Source organism: Novosphingobium sp. SL115 (assembly GCF_026672515.1).
Lineage (GTDB): Bacteria > Pseudomonadota > Alphaproteobacteria > Sphingomonadales > Sphingomonadaceae > Novosphingobium.
Genome location: NZ_JAPPRG010000002.1, coordinates 2,998,143 through 3,016,812, shown reverse-complemented (window position 1 = coordinate 3,016,812; position 18,670 = coordinate 2,998,143). Strand labels below are relative to the sequence as shown.

Annotated in this window: 17 protein-coding genes; 5 read left to right on the top strand and 12 right to left on the bottom strand. The window is 61.9% G+C overall.

Annotated elements, in window-relative coordinates; all coding sequences use genetic code 11:
* Positions 1-65: 65 nt before the first annotated feature.
* From OVA07_RS16145 to OVA07_RS16130, 4 genes are all read right to left on the bottom strand, one after another.
* On the bottom strand, positions 66-977 hold the full coding sequence (locus OVA07_RS16145; protein WP_268172549.1) for a hypothetical protein: 912 nt from the start codon (positions 975-977) through the stop codon (positions 66-68).
* Between the two features lie 26 nt (positions 978-1,003).
* Positions 1,004-1,441 (bottom strand): hypothetical protein, encoded by a 438-nt coding sequence (locus OVA07_RS16140; RefSeq protein WP_268172548.1) that lies wholly within the window; start codon positions 1,439-1,441, stop codon positions 1,004-1,006.
* Between the two features lie 61 nt (positions 1,442-1,502).
* The gene (locus tag OVA07_RS16135) at positions 1,503-2,027 is read right to left on the bottom strand and encodes a DUF4402 domain-containing protein (RefSeq protein WP_268172547.1); all 525 of its coding nucleotides are present in this window, start codon (positions 2,025-2,027) and stop codon (positions 1,503-1,505) included.
* Between the two features lie 532 nt (positions 2,028-2,559).
* Positions 2,560-2,835, bottom strand: coding sequence for an HU family DNA-binding protein (locus tag OVA07_RS16130; RefSeq protein ID WP_268172546.1), 276 nt, complete (start codon positions 2,833-2,835; stop codon positions 2,560-2,562).
* A gap of 338 nt (positions 2,836-3,173) precedes the next feature.
* Between OVA07_RS16130 and OVA07_RS16125 the strand changes: the two genes are divergently transcribed.
* From OVA07_RS16125 to OVA07_RS16115, 3 genes are read left to right on the top strand one after another with little or no spacing between them, the layout of a single operon-like run.
* Positions 3,174-4,400 carry an efflux RND transporter periplasmic adaptor subunit gene (locus OVA07_RS16125; protein ID WP_268172545.1) on the top strand — a complete coding sequence of 409 codons (1,227 nt, stop codon included), beginning with the start codon at positions 3,174-3,176 and terminating at the stop codon, positions 4,398-4,400.
* 6 nt (positions 4,401-4,406) lie between these two features.
* Entirely contained in the window at positions 4,407-7,544 is a 3,138-nt protein-coding gene (locus OVA07_RS16120) for an efflux RND transporter permease subunit (RefSeq protein ID WP_326493130.1), read from the top strand.
* Positions 7,541-8,935, top strand: a complete 1,395-nt coding sequence (locus OVA07_RS16115; RefSeq protein ID WP_268172544.1) for an efflux transporter outer membrane subunit — start codon at positions 7,541-7,543, stop codon at positions 8,933-8,935. Before OVA07_RS16120 ends, OVA07_RS16115 begins: the two co-directional genes overlap by 4 nt.
* Positions 8,936-8,969: 34 nt before the next feature.
* Here OVA07_RS16115 and OVA07_RS16110 read toward each other — a convergent pair whose 3' ends face one another.
* Genes OVA07_RS16110 through OVA07_RS16090 form a run of 5 tightly spaced genes read right to left on the bottom strand, consistent with a single transcriptional unit; the run spans position 8,970 to position 14,685 of the window.
* A complete protein-coding gene (locus tag OVA07_RS16110; protein WP_268172543.1) occupies positions 8,970-10,139 on the bottom strand; it encodes an acyl-CoA dehydrogenase family protein in 1,170 nt (389 codons plus the stop codon).
* On the bottom strand, positions 10,139-11,368 hold the full coding sequence (locus OVA07_RS16105) for an acetyl-CoA C-acetyltransferase (RefSeq protein WP_268172542.1): 1,230 nt from the start codon (positions 11,366-11,368) through the stop codon (positions 10,139-10,141). The genes OVA07_RS16110 and OVA07_RS16105 overlap by 1 nt, the downstream gene beginning before the upstream one ends.
* The gene (locus tag OVA07_RS16100) at positions 11,365-12,567 is read right to left on the bottom strand and encodes a CoA transferase (RefSeq protein WP_268172541.1); all 1,203 of its coding nucleotides are present in this window, start codon (positions 12,565-12,567) and stop codon (positions 11,365-11,367) included. The genes OVA07_RS16105 and OVA07_RS16100 overlap by 4 nt, the downstream gene beginning before the upstream one ends.
* Before the next feature lie 3 nt (positions 12,568-12,570).
* Positions 12,571-13,755 (bottom strand): acyl-CoA dehydrogenase family protein, encoded by a 1,185-nt coding sequence (locus OVA07_RS16095; RefSeq protein WP_268172540.1) that lies wholly within the window; start codon positions 13,753-13,755, stop codon positions 12,571-12,573.
* Positions 13,756-13,767: 12 nt separating this feature from the next.
* Positions 13,768-14,685 carry an SDR family NAD(P)-dependent oxidoreductase gene (locus tag OVA07_RS16090; RefSeq protein ID WP_268172539.1) on the bottom strand — a complete coding sequence of 306 codons (918 nt, stop codon included), beginning with the start codon at positions 14,683-14,685 and terminating at the stop codon, positions 13,768-13,770.
* Between the two features lie 187 nt (positions 14,686-14,872).
* On the opposite strand from OVA07_RS16090, the gene OVA07_RS16085 reads away from it, so the two are divergent.
* Positions 14,873-15,781, top strand: a complete 909-nt coding sequence (locus tag OVA07_RS16085; RefSeq protein WP_268172538.1) for a LysR family transcriptional regulator — start codon at positions 14,873-14,875, stop codon at positions 15,779-15,781.
* Positions 15,782-15,815: 34 nt separating this feature from the next.
* On the opposite strand, the gene OVA07_RS16080 is transcribed toward OVA07_RS16085, so the two are convergent.
* Genes OVA07_RS16080 through folE form a run of 3 tightly spaced genes read right to left on the bottom strand, consistent with a single transcriptional unit; the run spans position 15,816 to position 17,918 of the window.
* Positions 15,816-16,277, bottom strand: a complete 462-nt coding sequence (locus tag OVA07_RS16080) for a PaaI family thioesterase (RefSeq protein ID WP_268172537.1) — start codon at positions 16,275-16,277, stop codon at positions 15,816-15,818.
* A gap of 44 nt (positions 16,278-16,321) precedes the next feature.
* Positions 16,322-17,290 (bottom strand): NAD(P)/FAD-dependent oxidoreductase, encoded by a 969-nt coding sequence (locus tag OVA07_RS16075; protein ID WP_268172734.1) that lies wholly within the window; start codon positions 17,288-17,290, stop codon positions 16,322-16,324.
* A 31-nt stretch (positions 17,291-17,321) separates the two neighbouring features.
* Entirely contained in the window at positions 17,322-17,918 is a 597-nt protein-coding gene (folE, locus tag OVA07_RS16070; RefSeq protein ID WP_268172733.1) for a GTP cyclohydrolase I FolE, read from the bottom strand.
* Between the two features lie 161 nt (positions 17,919-18,079).
* Between folE and OVA07_RS16065 the strand changes: the two genes are divergently transcribed.
* Positions 18,080-18,670, top strand: a complete 591-nt coding sequence (locus OVA07_RS16065; RefSeq protein WP_268172536.1) for a PAS domain-containing protein — start codon at positions 18,080-18,082, stop codon at positions 18,668-18,670.

The following is an 18,670-nucleotide window of genomic DNA, read 5'->3' as shown; positions in this document are numbered from 1 at the left end:
AACCCTCTGGCGCCACGCTGGTAGCAGCGCCGGCCAGGGCCAGGATTGCGGCGGCATCAAGCATGTCAGGGGGCGGTGAACGCCCCGCTTGCAATGGGTTCGGCCTTCTTCGCATCATCCGCGATGAAGGTTGCGGTCACGCTTTCGCCGCGCTTCAGCGGGCGCAGCAGCGGCACCGTGGCGGTGCGTTCGGCAATTTCGGGGTAGATGGCAAGGCCACGCACCAGCCCGACGATCTCCTTGCCCGAACGCACTTCGATATTGCCGTAAAGCGATGTCTGCCCGGTGCGGCGCAGCGGCACCGAAAGGCCGGGGCCATCGGGCGTGGTCACTTGCGTAATGGCGCCGATGGACCCGGCGGCATCAGTGGTTCCCCCGCGCACGATCAAGGGGATGGAAATGCCGAAGATCGACTGAATGCGCAGCACCAGTTCACCCTTGTCCGCCGACGCGGCCTGTTCGGCCGTCAGGCCAAGGTCTGCCGATGGCACAGTGGTCACGGTCAGGTGGGTGCGATATTCGGCCGTGGTGTTGGGATCGGCCAATGTGGCGCGCACGCGGATGGTCTTGCCCTGTCCCGGCGGCAGCGTCAGCCGGCTGGGCGCGGCCAGCACGAACGGTTTGGCCGACAGCACTCTTGCACCAACCGCCTCGGCAGCAGCGCCGTGTTCGGCAAGGCGGGCCAGCGGTACGATTTCGCCCGACGGCAGCATGGCGTTGTCAACCAGCGCGATATCGACGGTGACCGGGGTGTTGCCCTGATTGAACACGAACACCGCCTCGGTGCGCTTGGCGCGATCAAAGATCACGCGGCGCGGGGTCAGGTTGATGTTGGCAGCGGCGGTCGTCACCGGAGCGGATGCGTTTGGTGCATCGCCTTTGGGCGCGGCAATCGGCAGCGAAACCGGCTGTGCGATGGCAGGCGCCGCCAGCATCAGCGGCAGCAGCGAAACCAGAGCCTTGAATGCGTGCTTCATGGCAGAAAACCTTATAATGCGCGCGTTCAGTTGAACTGCGCCAGAAACAGGATCGAACCTCCGCCCGGCAGCACACCGGACGAGAACCTGTCAGCCTGATGTCTGGTGCCAGGTTGCACCTTCACCGGGGAAAGCAGATCGATGCGATAGACGCCGCTGGCCATGATGATGACCCCACCCAGCGATTTCGTCGGGCCGTTCCTGCGCCGCGACAGCAGCAGCGAGGCGGAGTCCCAGCCGTCGCCGTTCAGGAAGACGGCGGAAACCGCATCGTTGATGACATCGAAGGCAAAGCCTGCGCCGACCGGTTCCACCACCACAAGCGAGGTGAGCGCGTCGGCGCGTGCGGACACGCTTTCCGATGCCTCAACCTCGCTTGCAATGGCAGCGGGTGCCGAGCCAAGGCTGACAAAGCCCAGCGCACAGGCGGCAAGCCATGTGCGGACAGGTGCGCATTTCGTCATGCCCTGAATTCCCCCTCCCGGCATTCCCTCTCCCGAACCGGCAGCTTACCGGTGCGATCGCTTATTGATAAGCGACTGTCACGGTAAACGAACCGGTGTACGCGCCCGAAGCCTGGGCAGAGGGCAGATCAAAGCCACCGCCCACGTTCAGCGTCTTGCTGCCAGAACCGGCCAGAGCGCCGCTGAGCGTTTCGGTGGAGCCGAAATCGGGTGCCAGAGTCACTTCGATGGTATCGCCATTGCCCGACAGGGTCATGGACGAAGGCATCGATATGCCGATGGCCTGACCGCCTTCGCCGTCAACCGTGAACACGGCGCGGCTGGTAGTGATGCCGCTGAGTGCGACAGCGCCGCTGCCTGCGACAACCGTGTTGCTGTTGTTGGCAATCGACACCGTGCCATCGCCGGTGCGCGGCTTGACGATACGGCCAAAGGCAAGGCCGCTGGTGTTGGTGATGGTCAACGGGCGAACGATCGTGACCGACCCGGCAGCGGTGGCGCTGCTGGAGTTGGCCGCTTGGGCAAAGGCAGAGCCTGAACCCAGCAGGCCGGCGGCGATTACCGCACTGGCAAGCAACTTCTTCATTGTGTTCTTCCCTATCCAAGTCCCCGGAAGTGAACCGGAGAGTCCCGAACCGGAAAACAGGGTTTGCCTGCTTTCCGTTTTGCCGACGTCCCATGTCGACAGGGGAAATCCTAAGTAGACGCCGCTAAATAATGGTTAATTTTACCTGTTGTCAGCAGTCTGCAGGCAGGCGTGGTCTGAAATTGGCTTGGGACGTATTCGTTCTGATAAATCAGTATAATTTGGCGGCCTTATAAATCATCCCGCCATCGTTTAGGTAAATTTAATGCGCCATTTCGGGCTGTAGCGGCTGGTTGCGTTAACCACGGCATGCGGGCTGCAGGGCGCGTCCATGCGCCCACAGCGAAGTAGGTGTGCAAGTTGAAGCCGGCTTGAATACATGCCGTGCGATAGGCCACAGGGTGAGGGTGGGAAGGGCTGGGCGCGACAGCCGGGGTTGTAAAACCTTGCCTGAAATCAGGCGCGCAGAGGTAAGCGAGATAGAGGCATGGAGCCGACACCCGCAGGGGCGGGCGTCGGCTCCAACGGCAAATCAGCCGTTGAGCTTGTCCTTGACAGCCTTTGCGGCCGAGAAGGTCAGCTTGTTCGAAGCTGCGATTTGGATGGTCGCGCCGGTCGAAGGGTTACGGCCTTCACGAGCCGGGGTGTTCTTGACCTTGAACTTGCCAAAGCCGTTGAGCGAAACTTCATCGCCCTGGGCGGCAGCTTCGGTGATGGCGGCAAACACGCTGTCGACGGCCTTGCGGGCATCGGCCTTGGAAAGGCCGTGGTTCGCTGCGACGATGTCTGCGAGGTCGCTGTTGTTCATGGGTATGTTGTCCTCAGCTTGGATAGGGAGCGCACGGCTAACGCAACGCGAACCGCGAAAGCCATGGGCGAAACCCGACTTTCCACTGAAATCCGCGCATTGGGAGAGATTTTACCTCGGATTCGGGGTTGCTTGGGTGCGAATCGCGATGAAGCGCGCATTCTACGCGCAGTTGTATCTTTGTGTCGCAGACCTGTTTGTTGCCTATCAAGGAACGTGCGCAGTTGCAGCAATCTGCTAGACACGCACCCCGATAGCGTCCCGAAGCGGCATCTAGCCGTCGAATCGCCATGGTTCGATCCTGCCTGCTTCTGGACATGATTTGGTGCGAGAATTCCGTGAGCCATACTGTGTCGATCCCGAATGCCCCCCGCCGTGACGTCGTGAGCTTCTCCTTGCTGCCCAAACTCCCTGCCTTCGCGCTGGTCTGCGCTGGAGCGCTTGCGCTTGGTGCGTGCGGTTCCGCTGAAGGGCAGAAGGCAAAGCCGACCCCGACGGTGGGCATCATGGTTGCCCGCACCGAAGCGGTGGAGTTGACCACTGAACTTTCGGGCCGCACCGAAGCTTATGAGATTGCCGAAGTGCGCCCGCAGGTGGCCGGTATCGTCATGTCCCGGCTGTTTCAGGAAGGGTCGTTCGTGCGTGCGGGGCAGCCGCTTTACCAGATCGATTCCCGCATCTATGCCGCGTCGCAGGCGCAGGCATCGGCTTCGCTGGCATCGGCCCAGGCCACGGTTGAGGCGAACCGGCTGAAAGCTGAACGCTATCGCCTGCTGGCCGAACAGGGCGGCGTCAGCAAGCAGGACGCCGCTGACGCACTGGCAACCTACAACCAGTCGCGCGCTGCCGTGGCGCAGGCGCGTGCTTCGCTGGCGTCTGCTCAGGTCAATCTGGGTTTCACCCGCGTTACATCGCCCATCAGCGGGCGCATCGGTATTTCGATGGTGACCAAGGGCGCGCTGGTCACCGCCAGCCAGACCACGGCGATGGCCAAGGTCCAGCGACTCGATCCGATGTATGTGAACATCAAGCAGTCGGGGGCTGATTTCGTCGCATTGAAACGCGCCATCGAAACTGGCCAGCTTGTGGCCGGGGCTGCGCCGGTCAAGGTCGTGCTGCCCGATGGCAGCGAATACCCCGTGGCCGGAAAGCTCAATCCTGCAGATATCGATGTCGATCCCGAAACTGGAACGATCACCGTTCGCGCGGTAGTGCCCAATCCCAAGGGCGATCTGTTGCCGGGCCTGTTCGTGCGCGCGATTGTGGGACAGGGCACGGTGCCCAACGGCATTCTGGTGCCGCAGGCCGCCGTCAGCCGCGATCCGCGCGGGCGGGCCAGCGTGCTGGTGGCCAATGCCAGCGATACGCTGGAAAAGCGCGATATCACCGCCGATACGCCGGTGGGGCAGAACTGGCTGGTGACCAGCGGGTTGAAGGCGGGCGACCGGGTGGTGGTCGATGGCCTTATCAACGCGCGCGAAGGCCAGAAGGCCAAGATCGTGCCAGCAGGCAGCAAACCACAGGATGATACCAAAGCCGGGGCCAAAGCCGGGGCGGGGAAGTAACCGCCCATGATTTCGCGCTTTTTTGCCTATCGCCCGATCTTTGCCTGGGTTCTGGCCATTGTCATCATGGCGGCAGGCCTGTTCGCCGTCACCACCATGGGGGTGGAACAATACCCCGACATCGCCCCGCCTACGGTTTCGGTCAGCGCGACCTATGGCGGTGCGGATGCCGCGACGGTTGAAAACTCTGTCACGCAGATTCTCGAACAGCAGTTGAAGGGCCTTGACGGCCTGCTCTACTTCAATTCGAATTCCAGCAATGGCTCGTCCAGCATCACGGTCACCTTTGACAAGGGCACCGATCCCGATACTGCGCAAGTGCAGGTGCAGAACGCAATTTCGCGCGCGATCAACCGGCTGCCAACCGTGGTTCAGCAGCAGGGCGTCAGCGTCAACAAATCGCAGTCCGACATGCTCATGGTCGTGTCGATCTATGACAAGACTGGCCGCACCAACAATGCCGATATTTCCGATTATCTGACAACGCATTTTCAAGACCCGCTATCCCGCGTCGAAGGCGTGGGCAGCGCCAACGTGTTCGGCTCGTCCTACGCCATGCGTATCTGGCTTGATCCGCTGCGGCTGGCGGCGGTGCAGCTTATGCCGTCGGATATCACGTCTGCCTTGCAGGCCCAGAACACGCAGGTTGCGGCGGGGGAACTTGGCGCAAACCCATCGCCAGATGGGCAACGGTTGAACGCCACGGTTACCGCGCGGTCGCGCCTTGAAACGCCGGAGCAGTTCCAGAACGTCGTGGTGAAAACCAACGTCGATGGTTCGGTGGTCAAGCTGAAAGACGTGGCCCGCGTGGAAATGGGCGAGGAAAACTACGGCGCTCTCAGCCGTTTCAACGGCAATCCCGCGACCGGTCTATCCATCAACCTTGCGTCCGGCGCCAATGCCATGAAAACGGCCGAACTGGTCAAGGCCAAGGTCGAGGAACTGTCCAAGGATTTGCCGGCGGGCTATGCCATCGCCTATCCGCGTGACAGCAGCACTTTCGTCAAACTGTCGATCGAAGAAGTGGTCTGGTCGCTGTTCGAAGCGATTGTGCTGGTCGTCATCGTGATGTTCGTGTTCCTGCAGAACTGGCGTGCCACACTGATCCCGGCCATTGCCGTGCCGGTGGTGCTGCTGGGCACCTTTGGCGTGCTGTCGCTGTTCGGCTATACGGTCAATACGCTGACCATGTTCGGCATGGTGTTGGCCATCGGCCTACTGGTGGATGACGCCATCGTCGTTGTCGAAAACGTCGAGCGGGTGATGCACGAGGAAGGGCTTGGCCCGCTGGAAGCCACCGTCAAGTCGATGGAGGAAATCACCTCTGCGCTGATCGGCATTACGCTGGTGCTGACTGCCGTGTTCGTGCCGATGGCGTTCTTTGGCGGATCGACCGGCGCGATTTATCGGCAGTTCTCAGTTACCATCGTTTCAGCCATGACGCTTTCGGTGCTGGTCGCGCTGGTGTTCACCCCTGCGCTTTGCGCCACGCTGCTGAAGCCTGTGGCCGACCATGAAAAGCCAAAGGGTGTGTTCTTCCGCAAGTTCAACAGCGGCTATGGCAATCTTGAAGGTCGCTATCGTGGCCGGCTGGCCAAGGTTGTCGGACGGCCGACGCCGTGGATGCTGGTGTTCGGCGCAATCACGGTGGCCATGGTGCTGCTCTATGTGCGCCTGCCCACGAGTTTCCTGCCTGCCGAAGATCAGGGCAACCTCTCGCTCAACTATCAGCTTCCGGTCGGCTCCACATCCGAGCAGACCCGCGCTGTTGCGATGGAGATGTCGCGCTACATACTCGAAACCGAAAAGGACAATGTGCAGGCGGTTTTCGTTGTTATGGGCCGTGGCCAGTCGGGTTCGGCGCAGAACGCAGGGCAGGGCTTCATGCTGCTGAAGGACTGGTCCGAACGCAAGGGTGCAGACCGCACCGCTGCTGCCATTGCTGAACGATTGAACGCCCATTTCCGCAAATCGCGCGATGCCCAGATGTTTGTGCTCAACCCGCCCCCCATTCGCGGGCTTGGCAGTTCAGCCGGTTTCGAAATGTGGCTTCAGGATGCCGGCGGCGCGGGCAACACCGCGCTTACCGCCGCGCGTCAGACGCTGACGCAGCTCGCGGGCGAAGAACCTCGCCTTTCGCAAGTGCGCCTATCCGGCCTTGAAGATACGCCGCAGCTGAAAGTCGACATGGACGACGACGCGCTGACCGCGTTCCAGATCACGCCTGCCAACGCGAACTCTACCCTGTCGATCGCGTGGGGCGGGCTTTACGTGAACGACTTTGTCGACCGGGGCCGCGTCAAGCGCGTATATGTGCAGGGGGATGCGCCCTATCGCAACGAGCCGGCTGATCTTGGCCAGTGGTTTGTGCGTAGCAGTAATGGCGAAATGGCCCCTTTCTCTGCTTTCGCGGCTTCGCACTGGACCCAAGGACCGGTGCGGCTGGATCGCTTCAACGGCATCGCCGCGCAGCAGTTGCAGGGGGCGGGTGCGGAGGGAGTCAGTTCTGGTGACGCAATGAAGTTGATGGAAGAGGCTGCAGCCAAGCTTGACGGCAATTATTCCGTGGCGTGGAGTGGCCTGTCCTTTCAGGAGCGCGCGTCATCAAGCCAGTCGACGCTGCTCTACGCCGCCTCGATCTTCTTCATCTTCCTGTGTCTTGCCGCGCTGTATGAAAGCTGGTCGGTGCCGGTGGCGGTGTTGCTGGTGATCCCGTTGGGCATTATCGGTGCGGTTCTGGCGGTGACCTTGCGCGGCTATGACAACGACATCTATTTCCAGGTCGCATTGCTTACCACCATCGGCCTTTCGGCCAAGAACGCGATCCTGATCGTGGAGTTTGCCGAAGCCGCCATGGCCAAGGGCGAAACTGCCGTCGCCGCGGCGCTGGAAGGTGCGCGTCTGCGCCTGCGTCCGATCATCATGACCAGCGTGGCTTTCATTGCAGGCGTCGTGCCGCTGGTGATTGCCGATGGGGCAGGGGCTAATGGTCGTCGCGCCATCGGCACCGGGGTCATGGGTGGGATGCTTTCCGCCACACTGCTGGCCATCTTCCTCGTGCCGTTGTTCTTCGTGCTGGTGAAAGGCTTGTTCAACCGCAAGGGCAAAGCGCCTGATGCCCACCAGCAGGGAGAACCGGCATGAAGGCTCAATTGATGCTGCTGCCTGCGCTGGCGCTATCGGCCTGTAACATGGCGCCCAAATATGTGCGTCCAGACGCTCCGGTGCCGCCTAGTCTGCCACAGGGTGCGGCCTATCCTTTGCTGGCGGACACGGACAGCGCAGCGGACAAGCTAGGCTGGCGCGAATTCTTTACCGACCCGCGCCTGCAACAGGTCATCGCCCGCGCGCTGACCGACAACCGCGATTTGCGCGTGGCGCTGGCCAATGTCGAGCGCGCAAGGGCGCTTTACCGGGTGGACCGGGCCGCGCTTGTCCCTGCCATCGGGGCCAGCGGGTCGGCTTCGGAAACGCGCGCTTCGGCTGGACGAGTGACCGACAGCTTTTCTGCGCAGGCAGGCGTCAGCGCCTATGAGATTGACCTGTTCGGGCGGCTGCGCAACCAGAGCGCGTCTTCGTTCCAAAGCTATCTGTCCACCGATGAAGGCCGCAAATCCACGCAGATTGCACTTGTCGCCGAAGTTGCCAGTGCATGGCTGACCTATGCCGCCACGTCCGATGCGCTGCGTATTGCCGAAGAAACGCTGGCCTCGCGCCAGCAGACGCTGAGCGTAAACGTGCGGCGCGAAGCCAACGGGATCGGCACCAAACTGGACGTTGCCACTGCCACAACGGCACTCAACAGCGCACAGGCGGCGGTTGCGGACTACAAGACCAGTCTTGCGCAGGCGCGCAATGCGCTCGACCTTCTGGTCGGCGGTGCGGTGGCTGATGATCTTCTGCCCTCGACGCTGGGTGATGGTGGCCAGATGCGCAGCGCTTTGCCGGTGGGCCTGTCCTCTGCTGTCCTGCTACGCCGGCCTGACGTGCTGGCAGCAGAACATGACCTGCGCGCCGCCTATGCCGACATTGGCGTTGCCCGCGCGGCGTTCTTCCCCACCATCTCGCTTACCGGGTTGCTGGGCTTTGCCAGCGGGAGCCTGTCGTCGCTGTTCGATAGCGGATCGTTCCAGAAGACCGGCAGCGCGGGGTTGAGTCAGACGATCTTTGATGCAGGGGCCACTGCCAACAATCTGAACGCGGCCAAGGCGGCGCGCGAAGCCGCTCTCGCCACCTATGAAAAGGCCATCCAGACCGCATTCCGCGAAGTGGCCGATGCGCTGGCCCGGCGCGGTACCATCGATACCAGCATCGCTGCGCAAGTGTCGCTGGAAGCGAACGCTGCCACCGCCCTGCGCCTGTCGCAATCGCGCTATGACGCAGGCATTGCCAACTATCTTGAGCCGCTGGATGCGCAGCGCACACTCTACACCGCGCGCCAGTCGCTGGTTTCGGCACGGCTGACCAAGGCGGCGAATATGGTCGAGCTTTACCGCGCCTTGGGCGGAGGCTTGCTGGAAACTTCGGCGGACTAAGCAAGCCTCGCGCCGGACTTGATCCGGGGTGCAATCAATAACTGCGCGGCAGGCCCAGCACATGTTCGGCCAGAAACGACAGGATCAGGTTCGTGCTGATCGGCGCCACCTGATATAATCGCGTTTCGCGCAGCTTGCGCTCCACGTCGTATTCCTCGGCAAAGCCGAAGCCGCCGTGGGTCTGCACGCAGGCATTGCCCGCTTCCCATGATGCATCGGCGGCCAGCATCTTGGCCATGTTGGCCTCGGCCCCCATTGGTAGCCCGGCTTCATACATCCGCGCCGCTTCGCGCACCATCAGTTCGGCGGCCCGCATATTAGCGTACGCTTTGGCGATGGGAAATGCGACGCCCTGATTGGCTCCAATTGCTCTGCCAAACACCTGCCGCGCCTTGGCATAATCGACCGACTGCTTGGTGAACCACTTGGCATCACCCACGCATTCTGCCGCAATCAGCACGCGCTCGGCATTCATACCCGACAGGATATAACGGAAGCCCTTGCCTTCTTCGCCCAGCAGATTGGCGGCGGGGATGCGCATATTGTCGAAGAAAACTTCTGTCGTCGCGTGGTTCATCATCGTGCGGATGGGGCGGATGGTCAGCGATTTGCCCACCACGTCGCGCATGTCCACGATGAATACCGAAAGCCCGTCGGTCTTCTTGGCCACTTCGTCCTTGGGTGTGGTACGGGCCAGCAGCAGCATCAGGTCAGAATGTTCAGCGCGGCTGGTCCAGATCTTCTGCCCGTTGACCACATATTCGTCACCCTCTCGACGCGCGAAGGTGCGAAGCGAAGTGGTATCGGTTCCGCTGGTCGGTTCGGTCACGCCAAAGGCCTGCAACCGCAATTTCCCGCTGGCGATCGCGGGCAAATAGGCGCGCTTCTGTTCTTCCGATCCGTGGCGCAGGATCGTGCCCATGGTGTACATCTGCGCGTGGCAGGCTCCGCCATTGCCGCCTTCGGCCTGCACCGTTTCAAGGATGGCCGCCGCCGCGCCAAGTCCCAGCCCGGACCCGCCGTATTCTTCGGGGATCAGTACTGAAAGATACCCTGCCTGCGTCAGCGCATCGACAAACGCAGTGGGATATTCGCGGGCTTGGTCCAGCTTGCGCCAGTATTCGCCGGGAAATTGCGCGCACAGCTTGCGCACGCCTTCGCGGATTTCGCCATGGTCGTCGGCATCGTGCGGGCTAAGGATCATCACGCCCTCTCGAACATGGCCGCAATGCCCTGTCCACCGCCAATACACATCGTTTCAAGCCCATGGCGCCCGTCGCGCCGCACCAATTCGCGTGTCAGGTTGGCCAGAATGCGCCCGCCGGTCGCGCCGATGGGGTGGCCCAGCGATATGCCCGATCCGTTGACATTCAGCATATCGTGGCGGCTGTCATCGTCGCTCCAGCCCCAGCCTTTCAGCACGGCCAGAACTTGCGGCGCGAAGGCTTCGTTCAGTTCGACAAGATCGATCTTGTCCCACGTCAGCCCGGTGCGTGCGAACAGCCGCTCCACTGCTGGCACCGGCCCAATACCCATGCGCGCAGGATCGCACCCCGCCGCTGCCCACGAATGGAACCATGCAATCGGTTCAAGCCCCAGTTCGGCCAGCTTGTCCTCTGCTACCAGCAAACATGCTGCTGCCGCATCGTTCTGCTGGCTGGCATTGCCCGCCGTAACGACGGCTCCCGGCATTTTGGTTTCCAGCGCCTTCAAGGCGCCCAATGTCTCCATCGTGGCATCGGGGCGATAGCCTTCGTCATGGTCGAACAGCTTCGGTTCACCCTTGCGCTGTGGCACCGGCACGGCCACCAGTTCGTCGGCAAACAGACCATTTGCCCACGCCGCCGTCGCGCGTTGATGGCTGCGCACGGCATAGGCGTCGGCAGCCTCGCGCGTGATGCCGTAATCCTTCGCCAGATTTTCCGCCGTCTCGATCATGCCGCTGATGACGCCAAACCGCTCCACCGGCTGGCTCATCAGCCGCCCCCGGCTCAACCGGTCGTGTAGTGTCATGTTGCCCATGCGCACGCCCCGGCGCAGGTCGGTGGTGTAATGTTCGACGTTGGACATCGATTCCACCCCGCCTGCCACCACCACATCGGCAGCGCCGGTCTGGATCATCATTGCGCCGTTGACCACGGCTTGCAGGCCCGATCCGCAGCGCCGGTCTACCTGATAGCCCGGCACTTCCAGCGGTAGCCCCGCCGCCAGCCATGCCCAGTGTCCGATAGCGGGCGCCTCGCCGTTGCCATAGCCTTGGGCAAAGACCACATCGTCCACCCGCTCAGGATCGATCCCGCTGCGCTCCACCAGCGCTTTCAGGATCACCGCGCCCAACTGGCCCGCCGTCATCGACGACAGCGCGCCGCCAAATTTGCCCACGGCGGTTCGCAGCGGGGATACGATGGCAACGCGGCGAAGGGTTTGGGTCATTGGGCCACTCCTGCAATTCCTGTGTCGATCAGGCGGGCGATCTCGCCCGATGAAAGCCCCAGCTTTTCGGCCAGAACCTGTTCGGTGTGTTGTCCGTTCAGCGGGGCAGGGGCGGCAGGCGCACGCTCCATCTGCGGGATCGTGGCAAATGCGCCCGCCGCCGGATAGGCAAAGCCGCTGGGGTTGCTGTCGCACTGCGCGAACATCGGATTGGCGGTGAACAACCGGTCATCCTCCATCGCCTGCGGCAATGTCTTGTAGGGGCCATGCGTCACACCTTGCGCGTCCAGTCGCTCGGCCAGTTCGGCATGGGACAGTGGCGCAATTGCCGCCTCCATAACCGCAAAAATAGCATCGCGGTGGGCGTAACGCATCCCGTCATTTTCGGCGAAGCACACGCTTTCGCGCGTCTCTATCCCGGCAATCGCCGCGCCAATGTCCAGCGCCCTTAGCAGTCCCTGCCACTGCCGTTCGTTGATCGCCACGATCATCACCCGCACGCCATCTGCGGTCACGAAATCACGCCCCACGGTGCCATAGACGGCATTGCCAAGACGCGGGCGATCATGCCCGGAATACAGAACTTCGGCCACGCGCCCCAGATTGGCGACGGTGCCTATGGCAATATCGGTCAGTGGCAGGCGCACTTCTCCGCCCAGACCGGTGGCCGTGCGCCGCTGCACAGCCGCCAACAGCGCGAATGCGCCATAGGCCCCGGTGATGAAATCCCACGCAGGCAGCGAATGGTTCACCGGTTCGTCGCCATGGCCGGTCAACGCGGGATAGCCGACCACCGCATTGGCCGTGTAGTCCAGCGCAATCGCCCCGTCCGGCCAGCCCATCACCCGCACCGAAATCATGTCGGGCCGTCCCTGTGCCAGCTTGTCGTGCGCAAGGAATCCCTTCGCCGGAAGGTTGGTGGCCAGTGTGCCGACCTGTTGGCACAGCCGCACCAGCAGTTCGCGCCCTTCCGGTTTGGTCAGGTCCAATGCCACGCTGCGCTTCGCCCGGTTCAGGTTTTCCCAGCTGAAGCTGTCGCCCCGTTCGTTCACCGGCCAGCGGCGGAAATCCTGCCCCCCGCCGATCTGGTCCACGCGGATCACGTCTGCACCAAATTGTGCGCAATACAGGCCGATGGTGGGGGATGCCACGAACGAGGAAACCTCGACCAGCGAAAGGCCGTTCAAAAGCTGGTACATGGATTACCAGACCGTTCCTTCGCTCGCGAATTCGCGCAGCATATGTTTGGCGATCTGCAACTGCATGATCTGGCTGGTGCCTTCATAGATGCGCAGGATGCGGGCATCGCGGAAGAAGCGCTCTGCCGGGTATTCGGCCAGATATCCCGCCCCGCCAAACACCTGCACACAGCGGTCGACCACGCGCCCGCAGGCTTCGGATGCGAACAGCTTGGCCGCTGCCGCCTTGCGCTGGATATTCTCGCCCCGGTCTGCGCGGGCGCAGGCATCGGCGATCATGCATTCGGCGGCATAGAGTTCGGCTTCGCTGTCAGCCAGCATTGCCTGGATCAGCTGGAAGTTGGCAATCGCCTCACCAAAGGCTTTGCGTTCGGTGGCATAGCGGATGGCCGTGTCAAGCGCGCGCCGCCCCATGCCGACACCCATGCCTGCCACAGAAAGCCTTCCATTATCAAGGCTTTGCATGGCGATCTGAAAGCCGCGCCCTTCCTCTCCGCCGACCAGCGCCGATCCGGGGATATGCACATCTTCCATGATGACATCGGCGATGTGTGCGCCCGATTGGCCCATCTTCTTGTCGGGTTTGCCGATGGTGATACCCTGCGTGGTCATGTCGACGATAAAGGCCGAAACATGGGCGTTGCGGGGCAGCGCTTCTTTCGACGTGCGCGCCATGATGAGGCCGATTTTTGCAGATGGGCTGTTGGTGATGTAGCGCTTGGTGCCGCTGAGCCTGTAACCGTTGCCGTCACTCACCGCCGTTGTCTGCATCGCTGCGCTGTCCGATCCCGACCCCGGTTCGGTCAGGCCGAAACAGGCGATCTCGCCACTGGCGATGCGTGGCAGCCATTCGGCTTTCTGCTCCGCCGTGCCGAAATTCTTGATCGCGCTGCCGGTCATGCCGATGTTGATCGAAATGGTGGAGCGATAAGCAGGCGAGGCATAGCTCATCTGCTTTACGGTCTCGATATATTGGCTGATGTTCATGCCCGCGCCGCCGAACTCTTCGGGAATAGTAATCCCGAACAGCCCCATTTCGCGCATCTCGGACAGGATATCGTCCGGGATGCGGTCGTGTGCGATGACGTCTTCCTCTGCCGGAATCAGCCGTTCGCGCACATAGCGACGCAGTTGTTCGATGAACTGGTCGAAGATCTCGGCGTCCATGCCGGGGTTCAGGGTGCTCATCTTGGTGATTCCTCAGACCGGATCGTATGGGAAGACATGGGCGGAAACTTCGTCCCCGCGCGCAAAGGCGGGGCGGAATGCCGGGATCAGTTCGTCGGCAATGGCCGCAGGCGTCCAACCTTCCACCTTGACCATCGAGCGCACCGGGCGCGGCTTGTTGAACAGCAGGATTTCATTCTTGCGCACGGCAAAGACTTGATTGGTGACGTCTTTTGAAAGGTCTGACGCCAAATACGCGACCAGCGGTGCGATCTTGTCCGCGCTCATCGTCTGCATCCGCTCCACCCGCTGCTTTTGTTCGGGTGTTTCTGCCGGGATCGAAGCTGTCATCCGGCTCCACGCGAACGGGGCTATACAGTTTGACCGCACGCCCCAGCGGGCCATGTCCAGCGCGATTGACTGCGACAGCGCCACCAGCCCCAGCTTGGCAGAGGAATAGTTGGCCTGCCCGACATTGCCGATCAGCCCGCTGGTGGATGTAAAGTGAATGAAACTGCCCGACGCCTGTTCGCGGAAATAGGGCGTCGCTGCCTTTGACACGTTGAACGCGCCGGTCAGGTTCACGTCGATCACGCTGGTCCAGTCTTCGTAGGACATCTTGTGCCAGATCGTGTCGCGCAAAATTCCGGCATTGTTTACCACCGCATCGATCCGCCCGAAGCGCTGCACCGCGTCTTCCACGATTGTCGCCGCGCCCGCCGGATCGGCCACGCTGGCAAGATTGGCCCAGGCCTTGCCGCCCGCCGCCACGATATCGTTCACCGTAGTTTGCGCTGGGCCTGCATCCCCACCATCGCCGCCCTGCGCAACGCCGGGATCGTTGACCACAACCGATGCACCTTCACGCGCGCACAGCAGGGCAATTTCGCGACCGATGCCGCGCCCTGCGCCGGTGACGACCACCACTTTGCCTTGCAGCACCTCAGCCATCCGAATCTCCACACTGCTCTATTTGCCCCATGGTTAAGCGCTCGATTAATTCATTTCAACCGGCACGATTTGCGATCGGTCCAACCCAGTACGCCAAAGTGGCTATGCGGCTCTTCACAATGCGCCGAATTTGTGGTCTTGCGCCTCTTATCAATCAGCGCATGATTGAACCGGAGCATGCAAAGCGATGCGTTTCAAAGGCCTCGATCTCAATCTTCTCGTCGTGTTCGATGCACTGATGGAAACTCACAGCGTTACTCGCGCGGCAGAACGCATCGGGTTGACACAGCCCGCCACCAGCGCTGCGCTGCGCCGTCTGCGCGAATTTTTCGGTGATCCCATAGTCGTCGCCGTGGGCAAACGGATGCACCCCACGCCCTTTGCCGAAGCGCTGCATCCGCAGATGCAGCAGGCGCTGCGCGGAGTGGAACGCGCCATCGCCACGCCGAGCACGTTTGATCCGGCCACATCCACCCGACGTTTTCGCATCATCGGTTCGGATTACATCATGGTCGCGGTGCTGGTGCCGCTGATCGAACGCTTTGCCTGCACCGCGCCGGGCGTGCGGCTGGAAATCATTCAGCCCAACGAACACAGCGTTGCCGAACTGGAAGCTGGCAGGGCCGACCTACTGGTCACGCCCGAACCGTTCCTTGCTTCATGGCATCCCAGCGAAGTCCTGTTCGAAGAAGAACAGGTCGTTGTCGGCTGGGCGCAAAATCCCATATTCGCGCGCGGTCTGACCGAAAATGATTTCTATGCAGCGGGCCATGTGACGGTGGCTTTCGGTGCGGATCGCACCCCTGCCTTTGCCGATTCCACACTGTCGCGCATGGGACGCGAACGGCTGGTCGAAGTGACCGTCGGCAGCTTTGCCTCTGCCCCGTGGTTCATTGAAGGCACCCCACGGCTTGCCGTGCTGCATGAACGGTTTGTTCGTCAGATCGCGCGCCGCTTCAACCTTGCCTGGGCACCGCTGCCTTTTGACTTCCCCAAGATGCAGGAGATGATGCAGTTTCACCAATCGCGCACCGGCGATGTCGGGCTGGACTGGTTGCGACAGCAGATGCGCGAAGTGGCAGCAGAGGTGGCTTAAAGACTGCTTCGCCGTCCAATGCGGTGCATCGCATTTAATGTGACGTCCGGCGTGACCGCTTGATCGTGCCGGAAAAGCTCAGCACTGCATCTTCGCCGCAAAAGATCGTGCCGCGTGCAAACACCAGACTGCCGCCTGCGCGCACACATTCCCCACGCGCGGTCAGCATCTGTCCGGCCTGGGCCCCGCTGACGAATTCACAGTTCATCGTTACGGTCACACCGCTGATCTCATCGCCATTCGATGCGGCCACCATGAACAGCGAAAAGTCGGCAAATGTCATCAACGATCCGCCATGGACAATGCCGTGGCCGTTCAGGTTCTTTTGTTCAGGGATGAACCCGGTCACGATGCCGTGTTCGTCGCGCTTAACAAAGAACGGGCCGGTGGCATCCTCGAACGGATCGTGGCCTGACCACTTCCACCACCCAGCCCAAGGGCCGTCGGCCTCGCGAATGAAATTGCCTTTGATCGGTGCGTCGTCGTTGCTGCTCATGCCGCCGGGCATAACCACAGCGGCAAAGCCCTGTCGATAGCGGCTTATGCGGCGGCGACGCGCACGCTGTCCAGCATCCGGTTGGCCAGCGCCTTGCCCGATAGCCACGCATTTTCCACGCGCGGACCCAGCAACCAGTCGCCGCACACTCCGATGCGCGATTTCTCACCCCACAGCGCCCCCAGATCGCTGCCAGTAGACATGGCGTAGCGCCAGCGGTGGGCCGATGCCGCGACCGGTTCAGGCAGGGTAAGATTCAGTGCTGAGCCAAGCCCTGCCAGCAGCGTTGCCGCAACATCGCCTGCATCATCCTCGATGTGGTCTGCAGACCATTGCGGCCCTGCTTGAACCACCCACGTTTCCGTCGCTGTGCGTCCGGGTTTGGCCGCATTGCGCGCGGCCCAGTTCACGCATCCGGCATGGCGCACGGTGTCCTGATCGGTCGGCAACGGCGCTGCAAAGGCATACATGCCGGTCCAGCACGGTTGCGACCGTGCCGCCAGCGCGGTGGAGGCCAGCGCAAGATCGTGCAGTGCCACGATGGCGGCGGCCTGTTCCGGGGGAATTGCTACTACCACCGCGTCGAATGGCCCGGCCTCTATCCTTTGCGCGACATTGTTATCGCCGGTCAGCCACCATGCGCCGTCGCGGCGCACCAGCCCGCGAACGTGCCAGCCAAACGCTACGTCATGCGGGTCGGCCATCTCGCGGATTACGGTGTTCATCGCGGGCACACCCACCCACGCGCCGGTTCCCGCTGGGGGCCATGGCGCGGCCACGCCGCTGGCCGACCAGCGCGCCACTTGCGCCATGAAAGCGGGGTCGCGCACAGTAAAGTATTGCGCGCCGTGATCGAACTGCACCTCGCCCAGCGGCGTCGTCATCCGTCGTGTGGACATGCGCCCGCCGGGGCCACGCCCCTTGTCGAACAGTGAAACCTTGTGGCCTCCGCTGATCAGCCGATCAGCGCAAGAAAGGCCTGCCATCCCGGCGCCGACAATCGCAACATTCATCTGCACTGGCATCTGCATGATTGTGGCGCGCTCAACCACGGCCCATCAGTGCCAGCACTTCCTTCCGGCTGCTGGCATCGTTCAGAAAGCATCCCAACATCCGGCTGGTCACCATGCCCACGCCATGGGTCTTCACCCCGCGCCCAGTCATGCAGCCGTGCTGCGCCTCTATCACCACCGCCACGCCGTGGGGTTGCAGATGGTCCTGAATGCACTGCGCCACTTGCGCGGTCAGCCGCTCCTGTACCTGCAAACGCCGCGCATAGCCGTGCAGTACCCGCGCCAGTTTGGATATGCCGACAACCCGATCCTTGGGCAGATAGGCGATCGACGCGGTGCCGATGATCGGCGCCATGTGGTGTTCGCAGTGGCTCTGGAACGGAATATCGCGCAACAGGACCACTTCGTCGTACCCGCCCACTTCGTCGAACGTGCGCGAAAGGTGCAGGCCGGGATCTTCGGCATAGCCACCGCAATATTCGCGCCAGGCCCGCGCTACCCGGCGCGGCGTATCGATCAGGCCCTCGCGCTCAGGTTCGTCGCCTGACCAACGGATCAGCGTGCGGATTGCTTCCTCTACGTCGGCTGGCACCATGATCTTGCCATCTTCGCCGATCACGTCGGCCATGCCTGATGCTGCGGCAAGGGAAGGGGAAAAGACATTCATCAGCGCGGCTCCAGCCCGGAAAGTTGCGGCATATTGCCCCGATGCTCTTCGCCACATGCGCAAACAACACGGACCAAAGGGCACGCATTTGAACTGCGCCCAAACGTGCATATATATGGGCTATGTCCATAGCCGAGATGATCGCCTCCAGTCCGACCGCCGCTGTTATCAGCAATCCGCGTTTGCCGGATAACCCCATCATTGCCTGCAATGATGCGTTCATCGAACTCACCGGTTACGCGCGCGAAGAGATCATCGGCCGCAATTGCCGTTTCCTGCGCGGGTCAGCAACCGAGGACGATCGCGCCACCACCTTGCGCGAAGGGATTTTCCGCAAGCAGCCGGTGATGGTCGAAATCCTGAATTACAAGAAGGACGGCAGCCCCTTCCGTAATGCGGTCATGGTGGCGCCCATTTTCGATGCGGCGGGGGAAGTGGAATACTTCCTCGGATCGCAGGTCGAAATTGCTGAAGATCAGGCGCAGGCCAACGATGCGCGTCGCAATCACGCCGCCCAGCGGGTTGAAAACCTCAGCCGTCGCCAAAAAGAAATTCTGGTGTTGATGGCGGCGGGCAAGCTGAACAAGCAGATCGCTTATGAACTTGGACTCAGCGAGCGCACCGTAAAGATGCACCGCTCTGCCGTGCTGAAAGGGCTGGACGTCAAAACCAGCGCTGATGCCATCCGCGTGGCGATAGAAGCGGGATTCTGA